The 19,478-nt window shown below is 32.4% G+C and carries 20 protein-coding genes; 12 read left to right on the forward strand and 8 right to left on the reverse strand.

Annotated elements, in window-relative coordinates; all coding sequences use genetic code 11:
* Window positions 1–25: 25 nt before the first annotated feature.
* The gene (acnA, locus tag AC2CGN_RS19135; RefSeq protein ID WP_484515600.1) at window positions 26–2,731 is read right to left on the reverse strand and encodes an aconitate hydratase AcnA; all 2,706 of its coding nucleotides are present in this window, start codon (window positions 2,729–2,731) and stop codon (window positions 26–28) included.
* A gap of 583 nt (window positions 2,732–3,314) precedes the next feature.
* Window positions 3,315–3,629: a DUF4288 domain-containing protein gene (locus AC2CGN_RS19140; protein ID WP_484515602.1), complete on the reverse strand. Its 315-nt coding sequence runs from the start codon at window positions 3,627–3,629 to the stop codon at window positions 3,315–3,317.
* A 282-nt stretch (window positions 3,630–3,911) separates the two neighbouring features.
* Here AC2CGN_RS19140 and AC2CGN_RS19145 point away from each other — a divergent pair, with 282 nt between their 5' ends.
* Window positions 3,912–4,358: a GNAT family N-acetyltransferase gene (locus AC2CGN_RS19145; RefSeq protein ID WP_429981948.1), complete on the forward strand. Its 447-nt coding sequence runs from the start codon at window positions 3,912–3,914 to the stop codon at window positions 4,356–4,358.
* Between the two features lie 403 nt (window positions 4,359–4,761).
* On the opposite strand, the gene AC2CGN_RS19150 is transcribed toward AC2CGN_RS19145, so the two are convergent.
* The 4 genes from AC2CGN_RS19150 to AC2CGN_RS19165 form a co-directional block, all read right to left on the reverse strand.
* Window positions 4,762–5,490, reverse strand: coding sequence for a CPBP family intramembrane glutamic endopeptidase (locus tag AC2CGN_RS19150; RefSeq protein WP_484515604.1), 729 nt, complete (start codon window positions 5,488–5,490; stop codon window positions 4,762–4,764).
* A 216-nt stretch (window positions 5,491–5,706) separates the two neighbouring features.
* On the reverse strand, window positions 5,707–6,456 hold the full coding sequence (locus AC2CGN_RS19155; RefSeq protein ID WP_484515606.1) for a GNAT family N-acetyltransferase: 750 nt from the start codon (window positions 6,454–6,456) through the stop codon (window positions 5,707–5,709).
* 123 nt (window positions 6,457–6,579) lie between these two features.
* On the reverse strand, window positions 6,580–7,935 hold the full coding sequence (locus AC2CGN_RS19160; protein WP_484515608.1) for a serine hydrolase domain-containing protein: 1,356 nt from the start codon (window positions 7,933–7,935) through the stop codon (window positions 6,580–6,582).
* Window positions 7,916–8,413: a MarR family winged helix-turn-helix transcriptional regulator gene (locus tag AC2CGN_RS19165; protein WP_429987456.1), complete on the reverse strand. Its 498-nt coding sequence runs from the start codon at window positions 8,411–8,413 to the stop codon at window positions 7,916–7,918. Before AC2CGN_RS19165 ends, AC2CGN_RS19160 begins: the two co-directional genes overlap by 20 nt.
* A 589-nt stretch (window positions 8,414–9,002) precedes the next feature.
* On the opposite strand from AC2CGN_RS19165, the gene AC2CGN_RS19170 reads away from it, so the two are divergent.
* The 7 genes from AC2CGN_RS19170 to AC2CGN_RS19200 all read left to right on the forward strand — a co-directional run bounded on the left by AC2CGN_RS19170 (window position 9,003) and on the right by AC2CGN_RS19200 (window position 14,959).
* Window positions 9,003–9,230 carry a hypothetical protein gene (locus AC2CGN_RS19170; RefSeq protein WP_484515610.1) on the forward strand — a complete coding sequence of 76 codons (228 nt, stop codon included), beginning with the start codon at window positions 9,003–9,005 and terminating at the stop codon, window positions 9,228–9,230.
* Window positions 9,231–10,018: 788 nt separating this feature from the next.
* A complete protein-coding gene (locus tag AC2CGN_RS19175) occupies window positions 10,019–10,423 on the forward strand; it encodes a VOC family protein (RefSeq protein WP_429987458.1) in 405 nt (134 codons plus the stop codon).
* A 670-nt stretch (window positions 10,424–11,093) separates the two neighbouring features.
* On the forward strand, window positions 11,094–11,396 hold the full coding sequence (locus AC2CGN_RS19180) for a PadR family transcriptional regulator (protein WP_054770725.1): 303 nt from the start codon (window positions 11,094–11,096) through the stop codon (window positions 11,394–11,396).
* Window positions 11,393–11,836: a hypothetical protein gene (locus AC2CGN_RS19185; protein WP_429981955.1), complete on the forward strand. Its 444-nt coding sequence runs from the start codon at window positions 11,393–11,395 to the stop codon at window positions 11,834–11,836. Before AC2CGN_RS19180 ends, AC2CGN_RS19185 begins: the two co-directional genes overlap by 4 nt.
* Before the next feature lie 209 nt (window positions 11,837–12,045).
* Window positions 12,046–12,243 carry a hypothetical protein gene (locus tag AC2CGN_RS19190; protein WP_286924965.1) on the forward strand — a complete coding sequence of 66 codons (198 nt, stop codon included), beginning with the start codon at window positions 12,046–12,048 and terminating at the stop codon, window positions 12,241–12,243.
* Window positions 12,244–12,833: 590 nt separating this feature from the next.
* A complete protein-coding gene (locus AC2CGN_RS19195) occupies window positions 12,834–13,175 on the forward strand; it encodes a hypothetical protein (RefSeq protein WP_054770727.1) in 342 nt (113 codons plus the stop codon).
* A gap of 371 nt (window positions 13,176–13,546) precedes the next feature.
* Window positions 13,547–14,959: a VanZ family protein gene (locus AC2CGN_RS19200; protein WP_484515614.1), complete on the forward strand. Its 1,413-nt coding sequence runs from the start codon at window positions 13,547–13,549 to the stop codon at window positions 14,957–14,959.
* 82 nt (window positions 14,960–15,041) lie between these two features.
* On the opposite strand, the gene AC2CGN_RS19205 is transcribed toward AC2CGN_RS19200, so the two are convergent.
* Entirely contained in the window at window positions 15,042–15,437 is a 396-nt protein-coding gene (locus AC2CGN_RS19205) for a DUF2178 domain-containing protein (protein WP_429987460.1), read from the reverse strand.
* A gap of 1 nt (window position 15,438) precedes the next feature.
* A complete protein-coding gene (locus AC2CGN_RS19210) occupies window positions 15,439–15,645 on the reverse strand; it encodes a helix-turn-helix transcriptional regulator (RefSeq protein ID WP_484515616.1) in 207 nt (68 codons plus the stop codon).
* Between the two features lie 367 nt (window positions 15,646–16,012).
* Here AC2CGN_RS19210 and AC2CGN_RS19215 point away from each other — a divergent pair, with 367 nt between their 5' ends.
* From AC2CGN_RS19215 to AC2CGN_RS19230, 4 genes are all read left to right on the forward strand, one after another.
* The gene (locus AC2CGN_RS19215; RefSeq protein WP_484515618.1) at window positions 16,013–16,156 is read left to right on the forward strand and encodes a YjcZ family sporulation protein; all 144 of its coding nucleotides are present in this window, start codon (window positions 16,013–16,015) and stop codon (window positions 16,154–16,156) included.
* 161 nt (window positions 16,157–16,317) lie between these two features.
* Entirely contained in the window at window positions 16,318–16,971 is a 654-nt protein-coding gene (locus AC2CGN_RS19220) for a pentapeptide repeat-containing protein (protein WP_484515620.1), read from the forward strand.
* A 194-nt stretch (window positions 16,972–17,165) separates the two neighbouring features.
* A complete protein-coding gene (locus AC2CGN_RS19225) occupies window positions 17,166–17,738 on the forward strand; it encodes an AAA family ATPase (RefSeq protein WP_484515622.1) in 573 nt (190 codons plus the stop codon).
* Window positions 17,739–18,453: 715 nt separating this feature from the next.
* Entirely contained in the window at window positions 18,454–19,320 is an 867-nt protein-coding gene (locus AC2CGN_RS19230) for a hypothetical protein (protein WP_484515624.1), read from the forward strand.
* Window positions 19,321–19,478 lie beyond the last annotated feature (158 nt).

Below are 19,478 nucleotides of genomic sequence, written 5' to 3' on the forward strand. Positions count from 1 at the left end.
AGGAGATCGGTTTTTTTAAAAATGATTACTCAGCAGCTTTTGCGCGTAGAACCATTTGTAGAATACCACCGTGACGGTAGTAATCTACTTCTACTTCTGAATCGAAACGAGCTAAAGCTTGGAAAGTTTTAACTGTGCCGTCTTCAGATTTAGCAGTTACTGTTAAGATTTCACGTGGTTTTACATTGTCAGTAATGTTTACAGAGATTTCTTCTTTACCAGTTAAGCCTAATGTATCAGCAGATTCACCTGACATGAATTGAAGTGGAAGAACACCCATCATGACTAAGTTAGAACGGTGGATACGCTCGTAAGATTGTGCGATAACAGTTTTCACGCCAAGTAGGAATGTACCTTTCGCAGCCCAGTCACGAGAAGAACCCATACCATAATCGTTACCAGCAAGTACGACTAAGCCAGTACCTTGTTCTTGGTATTTCATACATGCGTCATAGATGTACTCTACTTCGCCTGTTGGCCAGTAAGTAGTGAATCCACCCTCTGTACCAGGAGCAACTTGGTTACGGATACGGATGTTTGCAAATGTACCACGCATCATTACTTCGTGGTTACCACGACGAGAACCGTAAGAGTTGAAGTCACGGATTGCAACACCGTTTTCAATTAAATATTTACCTGCAGGTGTATCTTTACCGATTGCACCAGCTGGAGAAATATGGTCAGTTGTAATTGAGTCACCGAACTTCGCCATAATGCGTAAGCCGTCTAAGCCTTTAATAGCTTCTGGCTCTTTTGCAAGACCTTGGAAGAATGGTGGGTTTTGGATGTAAGTTGATTTGTCATCAAATGTGTATAGAGACTCAGTTGATGTTTCAATTGCATTCCATTTTTCATTCGCTGTGAATACAGTTTCGTATTCTTTTTGGAATAATTCACGATTAACAACAGTACCTAATACTGCGTTAACTTCTTCAGTTGATGGCCAGATATCAGCGAAGAATACATCGTTACCATCTTTGTCTTTACCGAATGAATCTTTTTGTAGATCGATATCCACTGTACCAGCAAGTGCATAAGCAACAACAAGTGGTGGAGAAGCTAAGTAGTTAGCTTTTACAAGTGGGTGTACACGACCTTCAAAGTTACGGTTACCAGAAAGAACTGAAGTTACGAATAAGTCATTTGCTTTAATTGCATCTTCGATTTCAGGTAATAATGGACCTGAGTTACCGATACATGTTGTACAACCGTAACCTACAGTGTTGAAACCGATTTGGTCAAGGTATGTTTGTAAACCTGAATCTTCAAGGTAACCAGTTACAACTTTAGAACCTGGTGCTAAAGAAGTTTTTACCCATTTAGGCACTGTTAGACCTTTTTCTACAGCTTTTTTCGCTACTAAGCCCGCAGCAATTAATACGTATGGGTTAGATGTATTTGTACAAGAAGTGATAGCAGCAATTGCAACAGCACCTGTTGGAATTTCTACATCGCCTTCAGCGAATTTAGCTACAGAAGTTTTTGCGAATTCATCTTCTGTTAAACCGAAACCTTGTGTACCTTGTGGTGCCACTACTGCTTCTTTATAACGAGAACGCATTTGAGATAGTGGAATTAAGTCTTGTGGACGTTTTGGACCAGAAAGGTTTGGTTCGATTTCAGCTAAGTTTACTTCTAATACGTCAGTGTAAACTGGCTCTAATGTTGGATCGAAGAACATGTGGTTTGCTTTTAAGTAAGCTTCTACAACCGCAATGTGCTCTTCGTCACGACCAGTTAAACGCATGTAGTTTAATGATTCTTCGTCAATTGCGAAGTAACCACATGTAGCACCATATTCAGGAGCCATGTTAGAGATTGTCGCACGGTCAGCTAGTGGTAATTTAGATACGCCAGGTCCGAAGAACTCAACGAATTTACCAACTACGCCACGTTGACGTAATACTTGTGTTACTTTTAATGCTAAGTCAGTAGCAGTTGTTCCGTTTGGAAGATCGCCAACTAATTTAACACCGATAACTTCTGGAATTGGGAAGTATGAAGGTTGACCAAGCATACCTGCTTCAGCTTCGATACCACCTACACCCCATCCAAGAACACCGATACCGTTGATCATTGTTGTATGAGAGTCAGTACCTACTACTGAATCTGGGAATGTTTCGAATGTGCCATCAGCATTTTCGTTAACGTGTACAACTGGAGCTAAGTACTCTAAGTTTACTTGGTGAACGATACCTGTTGCTGGTGGTACAGCACGGAAGTTATTGTAAGCAGTTTGAGCCCATTTTAAGAAGTTATAACGCTCAGCGTTACGTTCGAATTCAAGGTCCATGTTTGCTTGTAATGCAGTTGAATTACCATATTTGTCAACTTGTACAGAGTGGTCAATTACAAGGTCAACTGGAATAGCAGGGTTGATTTTGCTTGGGTCTCCACCCATTTCTTTCATTGCAGAACGAAGAGATGCAAGGTCAACAACTACTGGTACACCAGTAAAGTCTTGTAATACTACGCGAGAAGGTTTGAATGGTACTTCAGCTTCTGGATCAGCGCCGTTACCCCATTTTGCTAATTCGTTTACGTGCTCTTCTTTGATTACATACGCATCATATTGACGTAAAACAGATTCTAATAATACTTTAATTGAGTAAGGAAGGTTTGAAACTTTTGCAATGCCAGCTTTTTCAATCGCAGCTAAGTCATAGTAATTGTAAGTTTTACCATTTACTTCGAATGATGCGCGGCTGTTGTGTAAATTACCTTGTGCCATTTGCGGATCCCCCTAAATATCTTTTTGAAAAGGCCTGTGTAAAGCAACTTTTCTCCAATACCCATGATAACGTATTTATATTCATAAGTAAATTACATTAATATTATCTTTTTTGATAAGCAATACTTATGACCTTGGTTTCTAACCTAATGTTTCTAATTTTAGAGATATGCATAAGATGAAGGGTTTGCAGGAAGGATATTTTTTATACCTTTCTTACTAAATGAATCTAAATGTAGTTAACTGGGGTACGAATTGAGGTACACGTTATTTCTTTAAAAGTGTACCTCAATAATAAATAGACATAAATCTTTTCATCTGGACAGGCTATTTAATAGTAAAAATATAACAAAAAAAACTGATTTACAACAACTTATAATTTTTGTAAAACCAATATCATATTTTTTACGTTTTTATATGCGTATTTAACCATTGCTGCATCAATATTTATCATTCTTACTCATAGACTGTGGATAGTGAAGCTATTCAATCTAATGAAGAGCAAATGAATAAAGCTTTAGATGTAATCACACAAAAAAGCCTAGGCTCTAAATTAATTGAGTTCCTGGGCTTGGCTTTACTCTTATTTGTCTAAAGAATATTTTTCAATTGCTTCTTCTGCTGTAGTAGAAGGATTTTCAAATATTATATATCGACTGTAAACCTCTTTTAAATTTAAAGACTCACTTAAATCGTCAACTAATTCAAATACATCTAATATCTTAACAAATTCTACTTTGTTGATTCCACCATCAGCATTTTCATATGTCTCTGGCTCAAAATGTTTTTTTACGATGCTACATACCTCTTCTGAGCTTCTTCCTTTAATTAAGAAAATTCTCTCTTCAAATATCTTAGCAGGATTTATTGTAGATGTCGCTGTCGATTCAAATAACAATTTAACTGAGAATAGATTATACAAAAAACCACCTCTTTTTATATAATATATAATCTTAATGAGAAATACAGAATTTATTTTTTAAAAAGGCCATCTGTCAGTAGTTTTTTTGCCTTCTTAGCAGCATTACCAGCTTTTTCAATTTCATTAAGAGTTTTATCTAGATATTCGATAGGAAATCCTATTTCAGATTTTTTTAACTTTAAGATTTATAATATAAGTAAATTATGGAATTTAAATTATATTTACCAAAAAAAGTGAATTACCGGGGGGGGAATTATCATGTTAATTAGAAGTGCAAAAGATAAAGATTGTAACATATTAAGCGATTTAGCCTATAAATCAAAAGCCTACTGGGGATATACAGAAGATTTTCTAAAACAATGTAAAGATGATTTGACTGTAACTAAAGAGTACATACGAGAAAATCCAGTTTATTTAATGGAGAGTGATAACAATATAGTAGCATTTTATAGCTTTACTATTAATGAGCGGAAATTAGATGCATTATTCATAGATCCTAATTATATCGGTAAAGGATTAGGAAGAACGATATGGGATCATTTATTAAATAAAGCAAAGGAGTTAGGAATAAACGAATTTACGCTTGATAGTGAACCTAATGCAGAAGGTTTTTATTTAAAAATGGGAGCAAAGAACATTGGCTCCACTCCATCTTCAGTGTTCCCTGACCGCCATCTTCCTTTAATGAAAGTTAAAGTGTTTTAAAATACATTAATAAGTAAGACAAAGAAGGCGATTTGAACTGCACACCGTCAACTAGACAGTGGAAATAATAAAAACTGTATTAAGCGGCTTAAGCCCTGAATTCTAAAGGGCTCAAGCCGTTTAATCGTTTTTTGTAGCCACATACCCAAAACTTTTATTGCGAATGATTTGGTATGTCATGTTTTTTGGTTAATAATATATAACCTAACATGAACCCCATTTATTTTAAATTCTTCACTGTATTTCCTATTAGCTTGGAGGGGTCCCCCTCTCAACTACAACTAAATCAAAAAACAAAAGAAATTAAAGAATTTACATGACTGGAGTAAGAACGTGGCTGGGACAAAATGATTCGTTTTAGCCACTTTTCTATTTTTCAGTTGTTTCCCCAAAAAATCTGTATTCATGTTTGGTTATGTATCAAATGCTTATCTTCTGATTTTGAGTCACCTAATTTTGCAACATAATCTATAAGGAAATGAAAAACAATTAGGGGTAAAATTGAACCTAAACCAATATATATTCCCGAAAAAAGTATTCCAACGATTGTTGTTTTTAACACTCCTAGTAACCCTTGATAGGTATGTGCAAGTCCAAACAATAGCGAAGAAAAGAATATAATTAACCAAATTGAAAAACTAGGAAATATATAAGATAAAGCAAAGATTAAAAAACCTCTATATATAATCTCTTCTGTGACTCCTGCTGTTAATGAAACATAATTCCAGAGCTTTTTCTCTTTACTGGTAACTGGGATTATATCAGAGAAACTTACTGTATTTAATTGTTCTTCTTTCGCTTGTATGAATTTGGTTCTAAATTTATCACTTAAATGATAGGCAATGAAATAATATAAAATACTTAATAAATATAGTATGGCAATAACAAATATCGAATAAGTTATTACATTTCCTAATGTTTTTGTATCGATATTTGGATAAGCAAGTCCAATATCTTTAAAATCTAAATCTGTAAAAAACACTAATAATATTATTGAAATAGTAGGAATCCAAAGCCCTATTATAAGTTTTATATAATAATTTAATCTTGCATTCGGGTTTTCTCTCACAGCAAATTTAAATTTTTGATAACCGAAGTATCCTATAAATGGTTCGTATATTAAAGTAAACATAATTATTAACCATAGACCAAAAACCACAAATTTCGCCGCCTTTTTATATTATTTGACTATTTAATTTAAATTTTTGGTGCAAAAAATTTATTTAAAATATGAAAATAAAATTATTTAAATCTAAGTGGTTAAGCAATCGTGCCCTTTCGTGTAGGAACAAACAGTAGTTCATTAAGAAGATGTTTGAAGTAAGGATAACCGATTGGAATCAGTATATTAACCTAAATGATGTCTCATCCAAACATTCGGTTCAATGTAAACACCTTTATTCGCCGCCTTATCTATTTCCAATGGCACTAATCCCTCATTTAAAATATAGCTTCCTGAAGTGGGGAACTTCATACCACACCACTTTTCCCACATTTCAATTGATGCTGGAATTACCATTGATCTTTCTGCCACCTTTATAATCGAAGCACCCGTCTTATAATGTGTTCTAATCCAAGGATCAAAAGGGAAATCATCATCCCTTATCCAACTAATATATTCTTCCATAGGAATAAGTGGGAACTTGTATTTTAAGGATGGCCGAACAGGAGCTACCATATTTTTAATTCTATTTTTAATAGCCAAGCCTTTCATTTCTTTTACCATTAACTCACTGAGACCTTTCCCTCTAAATTTAGGATGAATGACAATGGCTAAGGCTGACAGTGAATTAGGAGATATATTATCTTGGTAATCTAATATTCCTTTTTCAAAGACTCCATCCCATCCTGATGGTAAGTTGTCTTCATTACCGTCCCAATCAAAAGGTATTGAATTACCACAAGCCATAGGTGTTGATTCTTCATTCAGGAGAATATATTGAAATTCAGGAAACCATGAATATAAATTACCCCAATATTTTGCTCCTATTGGATCCTCTTTCATAAACTTTGCCCATCCTATATGATGTAGCTTGTCAAATTCGTCTTCTAAATCCGGACATTCATTTAACGTTACTATGGTGTGTTTCTTATCCATCATTTATTTCCTTTCTTCATATTTACTTAATTTGGTTTAATATTTCCCTTATAAAATATCTCAAAAATTTTCTTATTTTTTAATCTTGTAAGATATAAAATCAACATCAGTTTTGTTAGTTACTTATTGACGTTCTGCAGTCCGTACTTCGGCATCATCGACAATTCTTACTAATTCCTTACTGCCTTCTGTTGTAAAATCAACATCTATTGATAGTCCTCTTATGAAGAAACTTTTCTCTGTTTTAGCGTACAGTTCGAGTTTCATTGAACCAGGAAACTTGATAAAGAGTCTGTTATTCTCTAAAAAAACATGAATAATTAAATCTGGATGCTCTGTTAGTGCATAATTACCGACAAGACGTTTTAAAATGTCTAACGAAATAACTTCGGCACGTTCTAAAGGAGGTTTTTCCTCAGCAAGTTCATAAGGCTCATCGAAAGCAGCTTGCTCAATTGCAAGTAATATATGTTGGTCAAAATCGAAATCTTGTTCTTTATTTCTTAGTACAATAATGACAATATCATGATTGATGAAGCGTCTAAGGCTTGTAACATAACCTGGCCAACCACCACTATGCCAAATTATTTGACCTTTTTTCTTATCATTCTCCAAGATCCAACCAAAACCATATTTAAATGGTGTTTCAGTTTTTGTCACCGCTGGTTTATAAGCTTCTTGTAGTAATTTATCATTGATTAAATTCCCTGAGCTTAGAGCACGCTCATAAAGATAGAGATCCCTAACAGTTGATTGAATGCCACCATCACCAAGCATTCCATCTAAATAAGTAACCATTTTTGACTCCTCAAAATCATCTGCCAATATATACTTACCTGCGTACACATCGTAGACATAACCGTATGCATAATCATCAATCTCAATACTCTCTTTTCTAACGCCAATGGCTTGAGTGCAAGTCATATTAAGTGGTTTAAAAATGTTTTCTTGTAAAAAAGCAGAAAAACCCATGTTAGTTACACGTTCCACGATAATTGCAAGTAAAATATAGCCAGTATTACTATATTCAACACGCTCATTCGGTGCAAATAGACGGTCAGGTTTGTATTTGGTTAAATACATGAGTAAATCATCATTGTCAGCGATTTTCGTTTTGTCCCAATACTTTTCAAATAGATCTAAATAATCAGGGAGTCCACTCGTGTGATGAAGTAAATGTCGAATCGTAATGCCTTCATAAGGAAGATTAGGTATCCATTTTTGGACTGCATCATCAAGATTTAGCTTACCTTCCTGAACGAGTAATAAAATTGCGGTTGCTGTAATTGGCTTGGAAACAGAAGCAAGGTTGAAAACAGATCGTGATGTTAATGGACGATATGTTGACAGCTCAGCATCACCGAAAGCTCCTTCGTATAAAATCTCGCCTTTTTTAGCGACAAGAACTGTACCATTTAACAATTCTCTTTCCTTAATATCATTGAATAATCTTTCTAAGTTAACCTTTGTGTTGGTCAAGATTAGTCTCCTCCCAATTTTGGTTTGTACATTTTTTTTCTACAATCTTACTTAGCTTTGTAAGAATTTTTTTAAGTTCTTCCATTTCACTCAATTCCATTTCTGAGTAAAAACGATTAACAATTTCACGGTTTATTTTTTCTTCCTTTTCATAATATCGAAAGCCTTTATCCGCTAATTGTACAAGTATTTCCCTTCTATTCTTAGGATTTATCATCCTCATTAAGTAATTCTCATTTTCTAGCTTCGTAACAATTTGGCCAACAGCACTTGATGTTATTTTCATTAGTTGAGCAATTTCTCCAATAGAAATTGCTTCAAATTTTTTAACAATATCCATTAGAATCATTTGATTATTAGAAAAATCGTCATCAAGTAAGGATTGATATTCCTTAATGATGATTTTATTCATTTCATAATGCATCTCGTTAATTTCGGTAACGAGTTCAAATAATTTATCTCCATCATTATTTTTCATGTATTCACACCCTCTAATATTAAAATCAACTTCATAATAAATTTAAATTAATTATAAACACAACTTTAATATAAAGCAAGATTAATTAATGAAACAAGAAATTAATCTCAATCGACTTACCAACTATAACCATTTATAATCCTTTTTTATCTTCCTCCTAAACTCCCTTCTAAATTTAGGATAGGCATTCACACGTTCTAGCATTCTAGCTTTAGAATAAAGATTATGAAAAAATTCCCTTCAATCTTTTATCTGCAAATGCAAAAACTCCATTTTTGAAAAGATTGTTCAAAATGGAGTTAATCATTCTAGATTTTTATAAAAGAATTGATCAATTAAATGAGCCTTATTAAACCAAAGCTTCCGTTAGCCATCCATAGCGCAAAATCAACGCTACGCAACTGAAAATGAAAGATTTTTACGTTCTTTCATGGAAGTTTAAGTACAATCTTTCACAAGATAAGCGGCAATTTACATAAATTTCTGATAAAAAAATCCTCTCAAAGAATAAATAAAGAGCGATAACTTATTATAAAGTCCCCTATAAGATAGACACTTAAAAAAATCTCTCTTGCAGGGTACTTTTTTTATGATGAACATAACAACATCAAGGACAAAAAATACTCAAGGCACATCCTTATTTAAAAGCATTAGTGAAAAAGGGATAACATACACAGATGAAATTAAGGCAATAGCGATTGCGGAATATGAAAAAGGAAAATGTTCACATAAAATCTTTGAAGATGTAGGCTGCGATATCGACCAAGTAGGGATTCATCGAGCAAAATCAGCTTTAACACGATGGGTGGGCCTATGAGGAAAAAGGTGTGACAAGGCTTGAAGCAAATATCATTCGGAACGACCACTTGAACGCAATTAACGTTGGATTATTCATGCGAAATTAAAAACTGATTTCTAATTATTTTATTCCCCATATTACACCATTCATTTTTTACTTTTTATATTTTATGAAGAAGAAAAATCCAGATAAAAATAATGCAACAGTAATTTTTATTAAAAGACTTAAATTGGTTTGCATATTAAGAATAAGTAACAACATTAGAAAGAAAAAAACGGATGCCCAAAATACTCTATCTTTTATTAATTTGTTTATACTATTCATTAAAAATCACCCCAATATTAGTATCTCATATATGTAATATACATATAAATTTATAAAAAATTTTTAATTTTCAGTTTTTGCCCACACTGTTAGTACATATTTGAGGCTGTCCCAAATTAAGATTTTTTAAATCTAATTATTTAACAAGTCAATCTTTTTCTTCAATAACCTACCTTCCCTTCACATGTTTTAAATACTCTTGTCTTTACTTTCTAATACTTGTATTATACTGAAAATATCATTCATATGGTTGCCTTTTACATCACCATTTTCCTTTATTTCGGTTAGAAAGTTTTCTTCAGCATCCATGCTATATAACAGTCTTTTTTAACATGATATTCCGCACGCTTCTTCCTACACTCCATACTAAATCCCCTGTCCAAATTTTTTTCGGTTTATATTTATTCCTTCTAAACTAAATTGATATAATATTTTAATGAACTATTTAAAGGAACATCTATCCATTGAAAAGAGGTATTTTTATGAAAAAAAGTTTTGTCCATCATTTATGCATCCAAACTAATACATACACCGAATCATTAAAATTCTATACGGACGTACTAGGTTTTAAAGTAGTACAAGAATCACCCGATTTTCATGGACGAAACTTTAATACATGGATACAGTTAGGCGATTTTTATATTGAGTTGCAAACCGGAAAACAAAATGAAATGCTTAGTGACGTAAACACAAATTCTCAGGGTCTAGTTCATTTTTGCTTATGGGTAGAAGATTTAAAATCAGAGGTATCTCGACTACATGAATTAGGTACCGAATTCTTACTAAAGAACAATGAGTTCATTTACCATGTTGAGAATGGTAGCTTATGCAAAATAAAAGCACCTGAAGGAACAATTGTAGAGCTTCGTAACAATAAAGGTATTTAAATACCTACATTTCCCTAACGATTCTAAATCCTTATTTAAAAATCATTTTGTTTCTATAAAAACCCATCTAATTTCTCAAAAACTGAAAAACTAGCACCCCCTTTAAGCACCCTATAGTTTGGGCATTTATCCCTGTATTGAAGCACCAAGCATTTAATTTCAACTTTATTCCCTCCTGCCTGCCCCAAACAGGCAGGAGGACTTTTGGGTACGGTTATCTAGATGCTCCACCTAATCTTGTAGAAGGAAGAAAAGTAGTTTGACACTATCCAAATAGAATATGGGATTACAATATCAACTTAGCTAGACAATAGGATGCTAAGCAAATCCTCTCATGTATTATCATTTCTTTTACAAATACCTCATGTTGAATTTACTTCTAATGGGCCACGATGAGCTACAAACATTTTCATGGGAATTCTTCCTGAATATAACCTTTCTAACATACTTAAGTCTATTGCATTACCTGATATATCGCTAAACTTTTCTGTTTGATTTCCAAATCCAATTTTTAAGAAAAGAGTTTTTAGTATTGATGCTTATAATTTTTATTTCAGAGGTGAAGTTCCATTAAAAACTTAAAGAAGTTGCATAAATTCTAAATTGCAGTTATTATTACGTTATACGTTATATCGCCAAACGTAATAAAAGTTTTAAGGGAGGTATTGTAATGAAAAAGGATAGATTCTCCGAGCCCTCATTGTTTATTTTGATTAGCCTGGCAGAAAAAGATTGTCATGGTTATGCGATTATGGAGGACATTGAAAAAAATTATAGTATTAAGTTAGGCGCTGGGACTTTATATGGGGCAATTACTCGTTTGGAGAAAGCAGGATATATTCAAGTCCTTGAATCAGATGATCGTAAAAAACCTTATAGGCTTACAGATGAAGGACGTGAATATTTAAGCAATCAAATCAAAGAAATCCAAGCAGTAACTGCACTCGGAGCAAAAAGGCTTGGCTTAATATGAAGTGGTTGATTTATTTGTATCCAAAAAATTGGAGAAAACGATACGGCGATGAAATAATTGATTTATTAGAACAAGAAGATTGGTCATTCTTTATTATTATCGATTTACTGAGAGGAATTGTTGATGCATGGAAAATCGAAATAAATGAACGACAAGTTTTTGGCATTCGTATGAGTAATATGTTATTGCTTATCAGTTTGATGAATATATTTATTATTCTACAATACAGATCATCACAGGGGGTTATTTTATTGGAACAAATTACTTTAATTATTGCAATGGCATCATTTTTCTTAGCTGTTTCTATTTTCATTGTGAATCTTTTTAAAGAAGGTTTTCAAAAAGCTTTTTCAATCAGAACTAGATTATCAAAAATGTGTCTCGGATTTATGGGCTTGTATGGATTGAGTTTTATAGCATTTTTAGTGTTAGCAAATTAATTCAAATAGGTTTAATAAAATGACCAAGGCAATTGATGTCTTGGTCTACTAGTATCTTAACAAGTACAAGAATCCAACTGTTTGCACTCTTCACCTAATTTGCCTCTCATATGTTTGAGTACCTTAGCTGATTAGATTTACTGTAACGTTGACGAATCTACTGCCCTTATTATGATACAATTTACATAATTACACAACGGGGTGATTTCATGGAAAATGATAAATTAGTTTGTAAATTATGTGGAAGTAATACTTTTACACAAGGTGAATTAGGTGGACCTTATGCAAATGTAAGACCAGTAGACTCAATTTCAATTTTTTCGAGCTCCCCACTTATATTATCTATTTGTACTAATTGTGGAGAAGTAGCTTCAATGAAAGTAAAGAAACTTGATAAATTCAAATAGTCTCTTAATGTTTTTATAGGGTCGCTTCTAGCAGAGCGCCCCTATAACAGTTTCTTTCCACAAAAGACATTTAATATTTGATAGAAAGTATTTTTGCTATAAATAGAGAAAAGTAGATAATGGAGAAAGTCATAAATATATTCAAATTATCATATCTCTATCAGTTATATTTCTATTATTATTGTTTTCATTCACATATTTTATTGATACCTAGTCCTTACATCCTCTAACTATCTTTAATCCTCGCTTTGATTACCCTTTTATTTTATGAATAGATGCCTAATATCATTTCAAGCCCTAGAATAATACCTCCTGTCAAACCCCCTTTTTTTAAAATAATTCCATCAAACACCAACTGTATAAAATTGACACCTCACGCCAATAGGTTTTTCTACTACGGTAATACATCTTGATATAAAAGCACACCTTTATTTATAGATTTTTTTAAATATTTCTACTAATCAAACCTCATATTTCTTTTATTTTTTGAAATATGATGAATAAGTCTAGAGAGTGTAACAGTTTACTACATACTATAAAAATGTAATCTGCAGATTATCAATCTTTAGTTTGGAGGAGGTGAATATTACATGCCTTTAACTACTGGTCCAATTGAAAATACAGGAAATCTACCAGCTAATGCCACTAGCGTTCGTGTCAAAGTTCTCAACCTTACTGGAGGTTTACTGACTGGAGTTGTACGCGTTTTTAGACTCAACGGTACAAGACAATTATTATCAACAACTCCTTTTGCTGCTAATGCCAACGCTTCTACTTTTGTAACTGCAGGTGTAGGTGGTGCGTTTCAATATGAAGTTGAAATTGTTCCGAATCAAACTGGCGGATTATATAGCGTTTACGGGCGAACAGCTTCAGGTGTTATCATTGATGCCCAACGGTTAGTGAACTCAGAATTAACACAGATTCTTTAATTTTGAACAGATTGTAAAATCAGAAAAGCCTTATACTTCGGTATAGGGTTTTTCTATGCTCCAAACCTGTTCCCCTTTCTTAAAATATCTTTCGGACAACCTCTTACCCTTCCTTACATTGCATTTATTACAAGCTTCTTCACTAACCTTGAATCACACTAATATAAAACCTGTTAATTATGAAAATCCTTAAGAAAATCTTCATAAATATTCTCATTAATTATTAATAATTTCCATTTACAATAATCAATATCATTTCAAATAAAACTCAAAAAGGATTCTATTTTGCGAAATCAAATAAAAACATTTAGTTGGTCTCTTATGATATGTAGCGTTTGACAATGACCAGTAGAAAAAAGGAGCAATTCATCTTGGGTATTACAGAAATTATTAGCAATATTCGTTTTTTAATGTTACCAGTAATTATTATTATTGGTGTAGAGTTCTTACTCATTGCACTTTATTACTTTTATCGAAAACGACAATTAGACAAAAAACAGATCCCTATAAAGAAGCTTATTCTTGGTGCAATCTTCGTTGGATATATTGTTTTTGTGTTGGAGCTAACGATTATTGGTCGTGGCACTTCCCATTACATGCAAATGAATCTTCAACCATTCAGTGGTTATATTGACGCCTGGAAAAAATACTCTTTAAGAGATCTCCAAAATTGTCTATTTAATATATTAATGTTTGTTCCACTTGGAATCTTATTGCCTTTACTTATCGCTAAATTTAAAGAATTTAAGTGGCTTCTTCTTGTAGTTGTAGGTGCTACAGTGTCAATTGAAACGTATCAAACACTAACGGGAGCAGGGATTTTTGAGCTTGATGATTTAATGAACAACTCACTTGGTGGTATTTTTGGTTATCAGTTATACAGATTAGCTGCCTCCATTACGCATAACAAAAAAATAAACATGAAAAGTCTGATTGGAAACCTTGCTATACCTCTATCGATGGGTTTGATTTTTTTGTGTATGAATATTGTCTACACCCAAAAGGAGTTTGGTCATTTAGCCATAAATGCCTATACAAAATCAAATATGTCAGATGTGAAAGTATCAACCTCATTGGAATTAAGCTCAGCACCAACAGTTGCTCCAGTATATAAGAAAATCATAAAAAATGAAGACGTAGAAGACCTATTACAACAGAAATTAGGATTATCTCAGGTAAATCCACAGGATGATATGGACAGTGGTGAGATTTTAGTGGAGGGTAAAGATGGAATCCCCTATACATTGACGAAAAATGATGCAGAAGGACAATGGTGGTTAACAGATAACAATTATACGCCAGAGCAAACTTCAGTTATTGTGCAAGAAGAAAAGGCAAAATCACTAATGGACAAACTTTCTATACTACCGCAAGATGCAGAATTAACTGTACAGGAAAATGGCGAATTTGAATGGAATTTACCTGATCGTCCCGATTTAAAAAGAGATTATTGGACTGGGGATATTGAGCTCGGCCTAAAACAAGATGGCCGTGTTTATACGTTAGCCTATAGTCTTCATGAAAATCAATTTATACGAGAAGTAGATATATTGTCTCCTGCAGAGGTGTATGAACGAATAAAGAATGGCGAATTCCCTCAAATAAAATATAACGCACTTGTACAGGAGGAAGATCTTGTTATAAAAAAAGGAGACCAAATTGAAATAGAATCGATTGAACTTTCGCATATGTATGACACAAAAGGCTTCTACCAGCCAATATACAATGTTTCTGGAAAGTTTAATGGAAATGATTGGTTCACATTAATTCAAGCTAGCAAGTAATAAATACGGGAGTGCATATCCTAAATTTAGTAAAGGCCCAGACTCAAATTATTGGAGTATCTGGGCCATTCTATTTTTTAACTCAATTTTTAAATTTTCTTGAATAAATAAATTCTATTATTGGTGAAGTAACAAATGTAAGACCAACTACTAAGAGTAAAGGATAATTCTTCATGTCATTTAAATTAGATACACCCTCTGAAATAAATAATATAAGACATGCCATAATCATTAAAACATAATACCCAACCTTTGCGCTTTGAGTTTCAATATGCCTTTCTAATTCATCTTTGTCTTTTGCGCCATTATGGTCACCCCAATTTAACCAATTTAAAAGATAAGATAATGCAATAAAACTAAAAATGATAGAACCCCCATCAATAGTACCAAAACGTAACCATTTGTATAAGGTGTAGCTTACGAATGTACAAAATACTATCAAAACAATTATACCGACTAATTTTTTTGATTTATCCATTTCATTTCTCCCCATACCCATACGGTATAAATAATTCTTCCATAATGACCCCTAATACTCTTGCAATATCAAAAGCTAATTTTAAACTCGGGTCATATTTGTTATTCTCTATTGCATTAATTGTTTGTCTAGTTACATCACAACGTTCTGCTAATTTTCCTTGAGAAATATTACATTGTTCTCTAAGTTCCTTTATATTATTTTTCATTCAACAACCACCTTCATATTTCGAGGTGTAAAACATCTTTTACACCTTAATAATACCTAAAATACTAACCATATGTCATATATGTTTTAAATATGATTTTGTTCACATTGGGCTGAAGAAGCTATAATCTTTAAAATGGCAAAAATAGAAGCAGCCTCTCAGCCACTTCATCAGTTAATACATAGGGATCAAAATTACTCTATAATAGAATTCAAAAAGCTATTCGAATTTACAATTCAACTTAAACTCACTTCTACTTTTATTTTCCATCTAACAAAAATATAAATATGGATAGCTTTTAATGGTTTAACACCCCACTCATTCCCTACAACTAACATATTATAAATGTAGAAAGGAGGGATACTTTATGGGATACTATGGTGGAAATGTTGGTGGCATTAATAACTGCGGCAATTACGGCGGCGGTTATGGTTCATCATTTGCCTTAATTGTTGTTCTATTTATACTTTTAATTATTGTCGGCGCTACATTTATGAGTGGAGGATATTAACATTTCTGATTTAAGGGTCACTTCCTAGCTGGGTGACCCTTTTTTAGTGTTTTTCTTCATAGTGTACATACTTTTACTTAATATGAAAGTCTTTTCATTTTATTCTTTTTATCTAAAATTAACGTATATAATATTACTAACTTTTTGTAAGGGGTGCTAATATGTCACAGAGTTTCAAAATTGAATTACCAAAAATCTTTTCTGATCTAGAAAAAGCTAATTTTCAAGATATTTTTTATGATGAAGACCCATATTTATCATATTGTATAATTGCCGATACAGTAATTGATAAAGAAGTTGTTGAAAAATTAGTTGTATCTAAAGTTATCTTTAAAAATGCAAAATTCATTGATGTTTCTTTTAGAAAAATTGATTTAACTGATGTAATTTTTGAAAACTGTGATCTATCTAATGCAAACTTAAGTGAAGGGATCATACATAGAGTTAATTTCAAAAACTGCAAATTATTAGGATCTGACTTTTCTGAAGCTAATCTTGGAAACGTTTCTTTTGAAAATTGTATTGCAAATCTATGCAATTTTGCCGTAACCCGTTTCAAGCAGGTGATATTTGACAATTCAATATTACAGAGTGCAAATTTTTATGATTGTTCACTTAATAAGGTGAAATTTTATGAAAGTGATATTAATGATGTTGATTTTTCTCAGACATCTTTAAAGGGAATTGATATTAGTACATGTAATTTTGAAAAACTTAATGTAACCATAGAAAGTTTGAATGGGTGTGAGGTTTCCACTGAACAAGCTATTGGTTTTGCTTCTTTGTTGGGATTAAAGGTAAAGTCATTAAATTAAAAAAGCAGAAGCTGATTAGAATATTACGGCTTTCTCTTCTCCAAAAAATCAAGAAAATTTGTAGTAGTTGAAAGAGGTTAAATAAAAAAAATGCACACCTGCGAAGTGAATGTAGTTTAGTCGTATCTTTTATAAGAAAGATTGGATCTACTCTATTATTATAATAAAGTAAATATCTAGGAGGGAATCAGAAAATGATTGATAATCATTTATTTAGAGGTGATTTTATCATTATTACCGGAGGTCCAGGTTCTGGTAAAACAACTTTGTTAGATGAATTACAGGAAAATAACTATAAATATATCCCTGAAGTTGCAAGAGAAATTATTCAAACACAAGTTTCTTCCATGGGTGATGCGTTACCTTGGAAAAATGTAAAAAAATATCGTGATTTAATGTTAGATCGATCAATAGAAAGTTTTATTTCAGCATTGTCGAACCCTCAAAATAAGCCTTTATTTTTTGATAGAGGCATTCCAGATACTCTTGCTTATACTCAATTGATTAATCTTCCAATTTCTAAGAAACTTGAGTCAGCAACTAGGAAGTACATGTATAACAAGAGAGTGTTTATTTTACCCCCTTGGAAAGATATATACAAAACTGATTCTGAAAGAAAACAGGATTTTGAGGAAGCTGTAGCAACCTATAAAATCATGTTTGAAACATATAAACATCTTGGATATGAACTTATTGAAGTACCTAAATTGAACGTTGAAGAAAGAGCAAGCTTTATTACTGAAAATGTAGTATCTTGGGAGCTTTAGATAAAACATTACTTGTACTTGATTACTTCCATTGTCGTCATTCCTCGTTTTTTTCCATTGCCTCTTATGCGCTTGAACAAGACAAAATCCCCAGAAGCAATAGGTGTAGACGTTAAAATTACCAACTTGTGCATCTACCATCTTGATTTTGGATATAAATTTTATCGTACTTTAATTACTTATTTTAAGCTAATAGATTTAACGAGTGCAAATTCAGTAAAGTAGTTGGATACTGGAATATTGATTTTAATTGGACGAGCTTTTTACTGTTGCTTCTATATCTATCATCATAAAAAGCTTATATATTTCATCTACTTTTACATTCCCCCTCTTGTTTAAAATTCTCAACAGAAGCGTTTGTTTACTGGACTTATTTAAAGCAGTAGGACTTTTGTTTTTGTTCTATGTATCTAATTATGGCAATGACGAAGTTGAGGAATGCACTTTTAAATTTCTTTTTGCAACCCAAGATTGAATTGCTTTGGTTTTATTAGTTATTGAGATAATTTGTTTAGTTAAAAAATTCATCCTCCTCATTTTATAAAGCGAACAAAAATAGTTCAGTTTTTCCATCCTATACTTACAAATAAATAAATTTTTTATTTTTTGAATTTTTTAACCTAATTTTAACCTTAATAGTTTATATTACCAATTATGGAATTTATAAATATGGTTTTGTTAATTCCAAAAACAATTTTTTTAGGAGGCTTATATTATGTCAAATCAAGATTTACAGATGGAAAGCTGGTTAACAGTAAATGATGTTTCCCTTCATCAAAATATTCAAACACCACTTTCTTTCGACCTTACTTCCTCTCTATTAGATGCAGCACCTGTCCAAGATACTATAAGTGGAGGTTTAATTATTGGTAACACACAAAACGAAGCTATCGATGCCAATAATAATGTAAAAAATGCACTGCAAACATACGGTCGTTTTAGTAATGAGGTCAAAGAATCTGCTCAAGTAAGTCCGATTGTTGGATTAACAACTATACTTGATATTGCAAGAATAGTTTCCAATTACAACCCGGCTTTGCCCACTGATCAAGAAAATGATGAAACTAAAAAAGCAAGAGTTATTGCATACAACCAATATATTACGAAGGTGTTGCAAAATCCTTTAATGCACTTAAAAAGCAACTATGAAAAAAAATACACAAAACGAACTTCTAACTGGAAGACAGCTATTGAGGAAATCAGTAATTTATATGATGGCATCACAGAAAAAGATAAAGAGAAAATTAAAAATAGTTTACAAGCTTTAGCAGAAGCTGCCTCTTCAAGATCAAATCAAGCCAATACAGAAAATATATTTGCTCAAAATGTTATTGTGTGCAAAGATGAAGAAATTGAATTTTGTATTTATTCAAGTTCAGTTACAATGCTTTATAGTGGTGGTAAAAATACCGTAAGACAGGTTGATTTCACTCTAAACGAAACCCACATTAGATTTACAAAAGAGTTATGGAGTAGATACTCTGATAAAGTTTTAGATAAACACTTAGCGTTGATAGATGATTGGCTACTTGGAATTAGTACTCCTAATAGTGATAAAACTACTCTCGCTTGCTTTGTTTAAAATATCTATCAAAGGAAACCAGATAACTAGTGGTTTCCTTTTTTCTTTGATAATCATCAATTTTCTACTTTATTAGTAAAAGATAGTACATATTAGAATATGAATGCCTTGATAAACCTGAGAGGTTCTAATACAGGTGATTATTTAACTATAAAAGG

It is taken from the genome of Lysinibacillus sp. DFXJR4, from assembly GCF_057196045.1.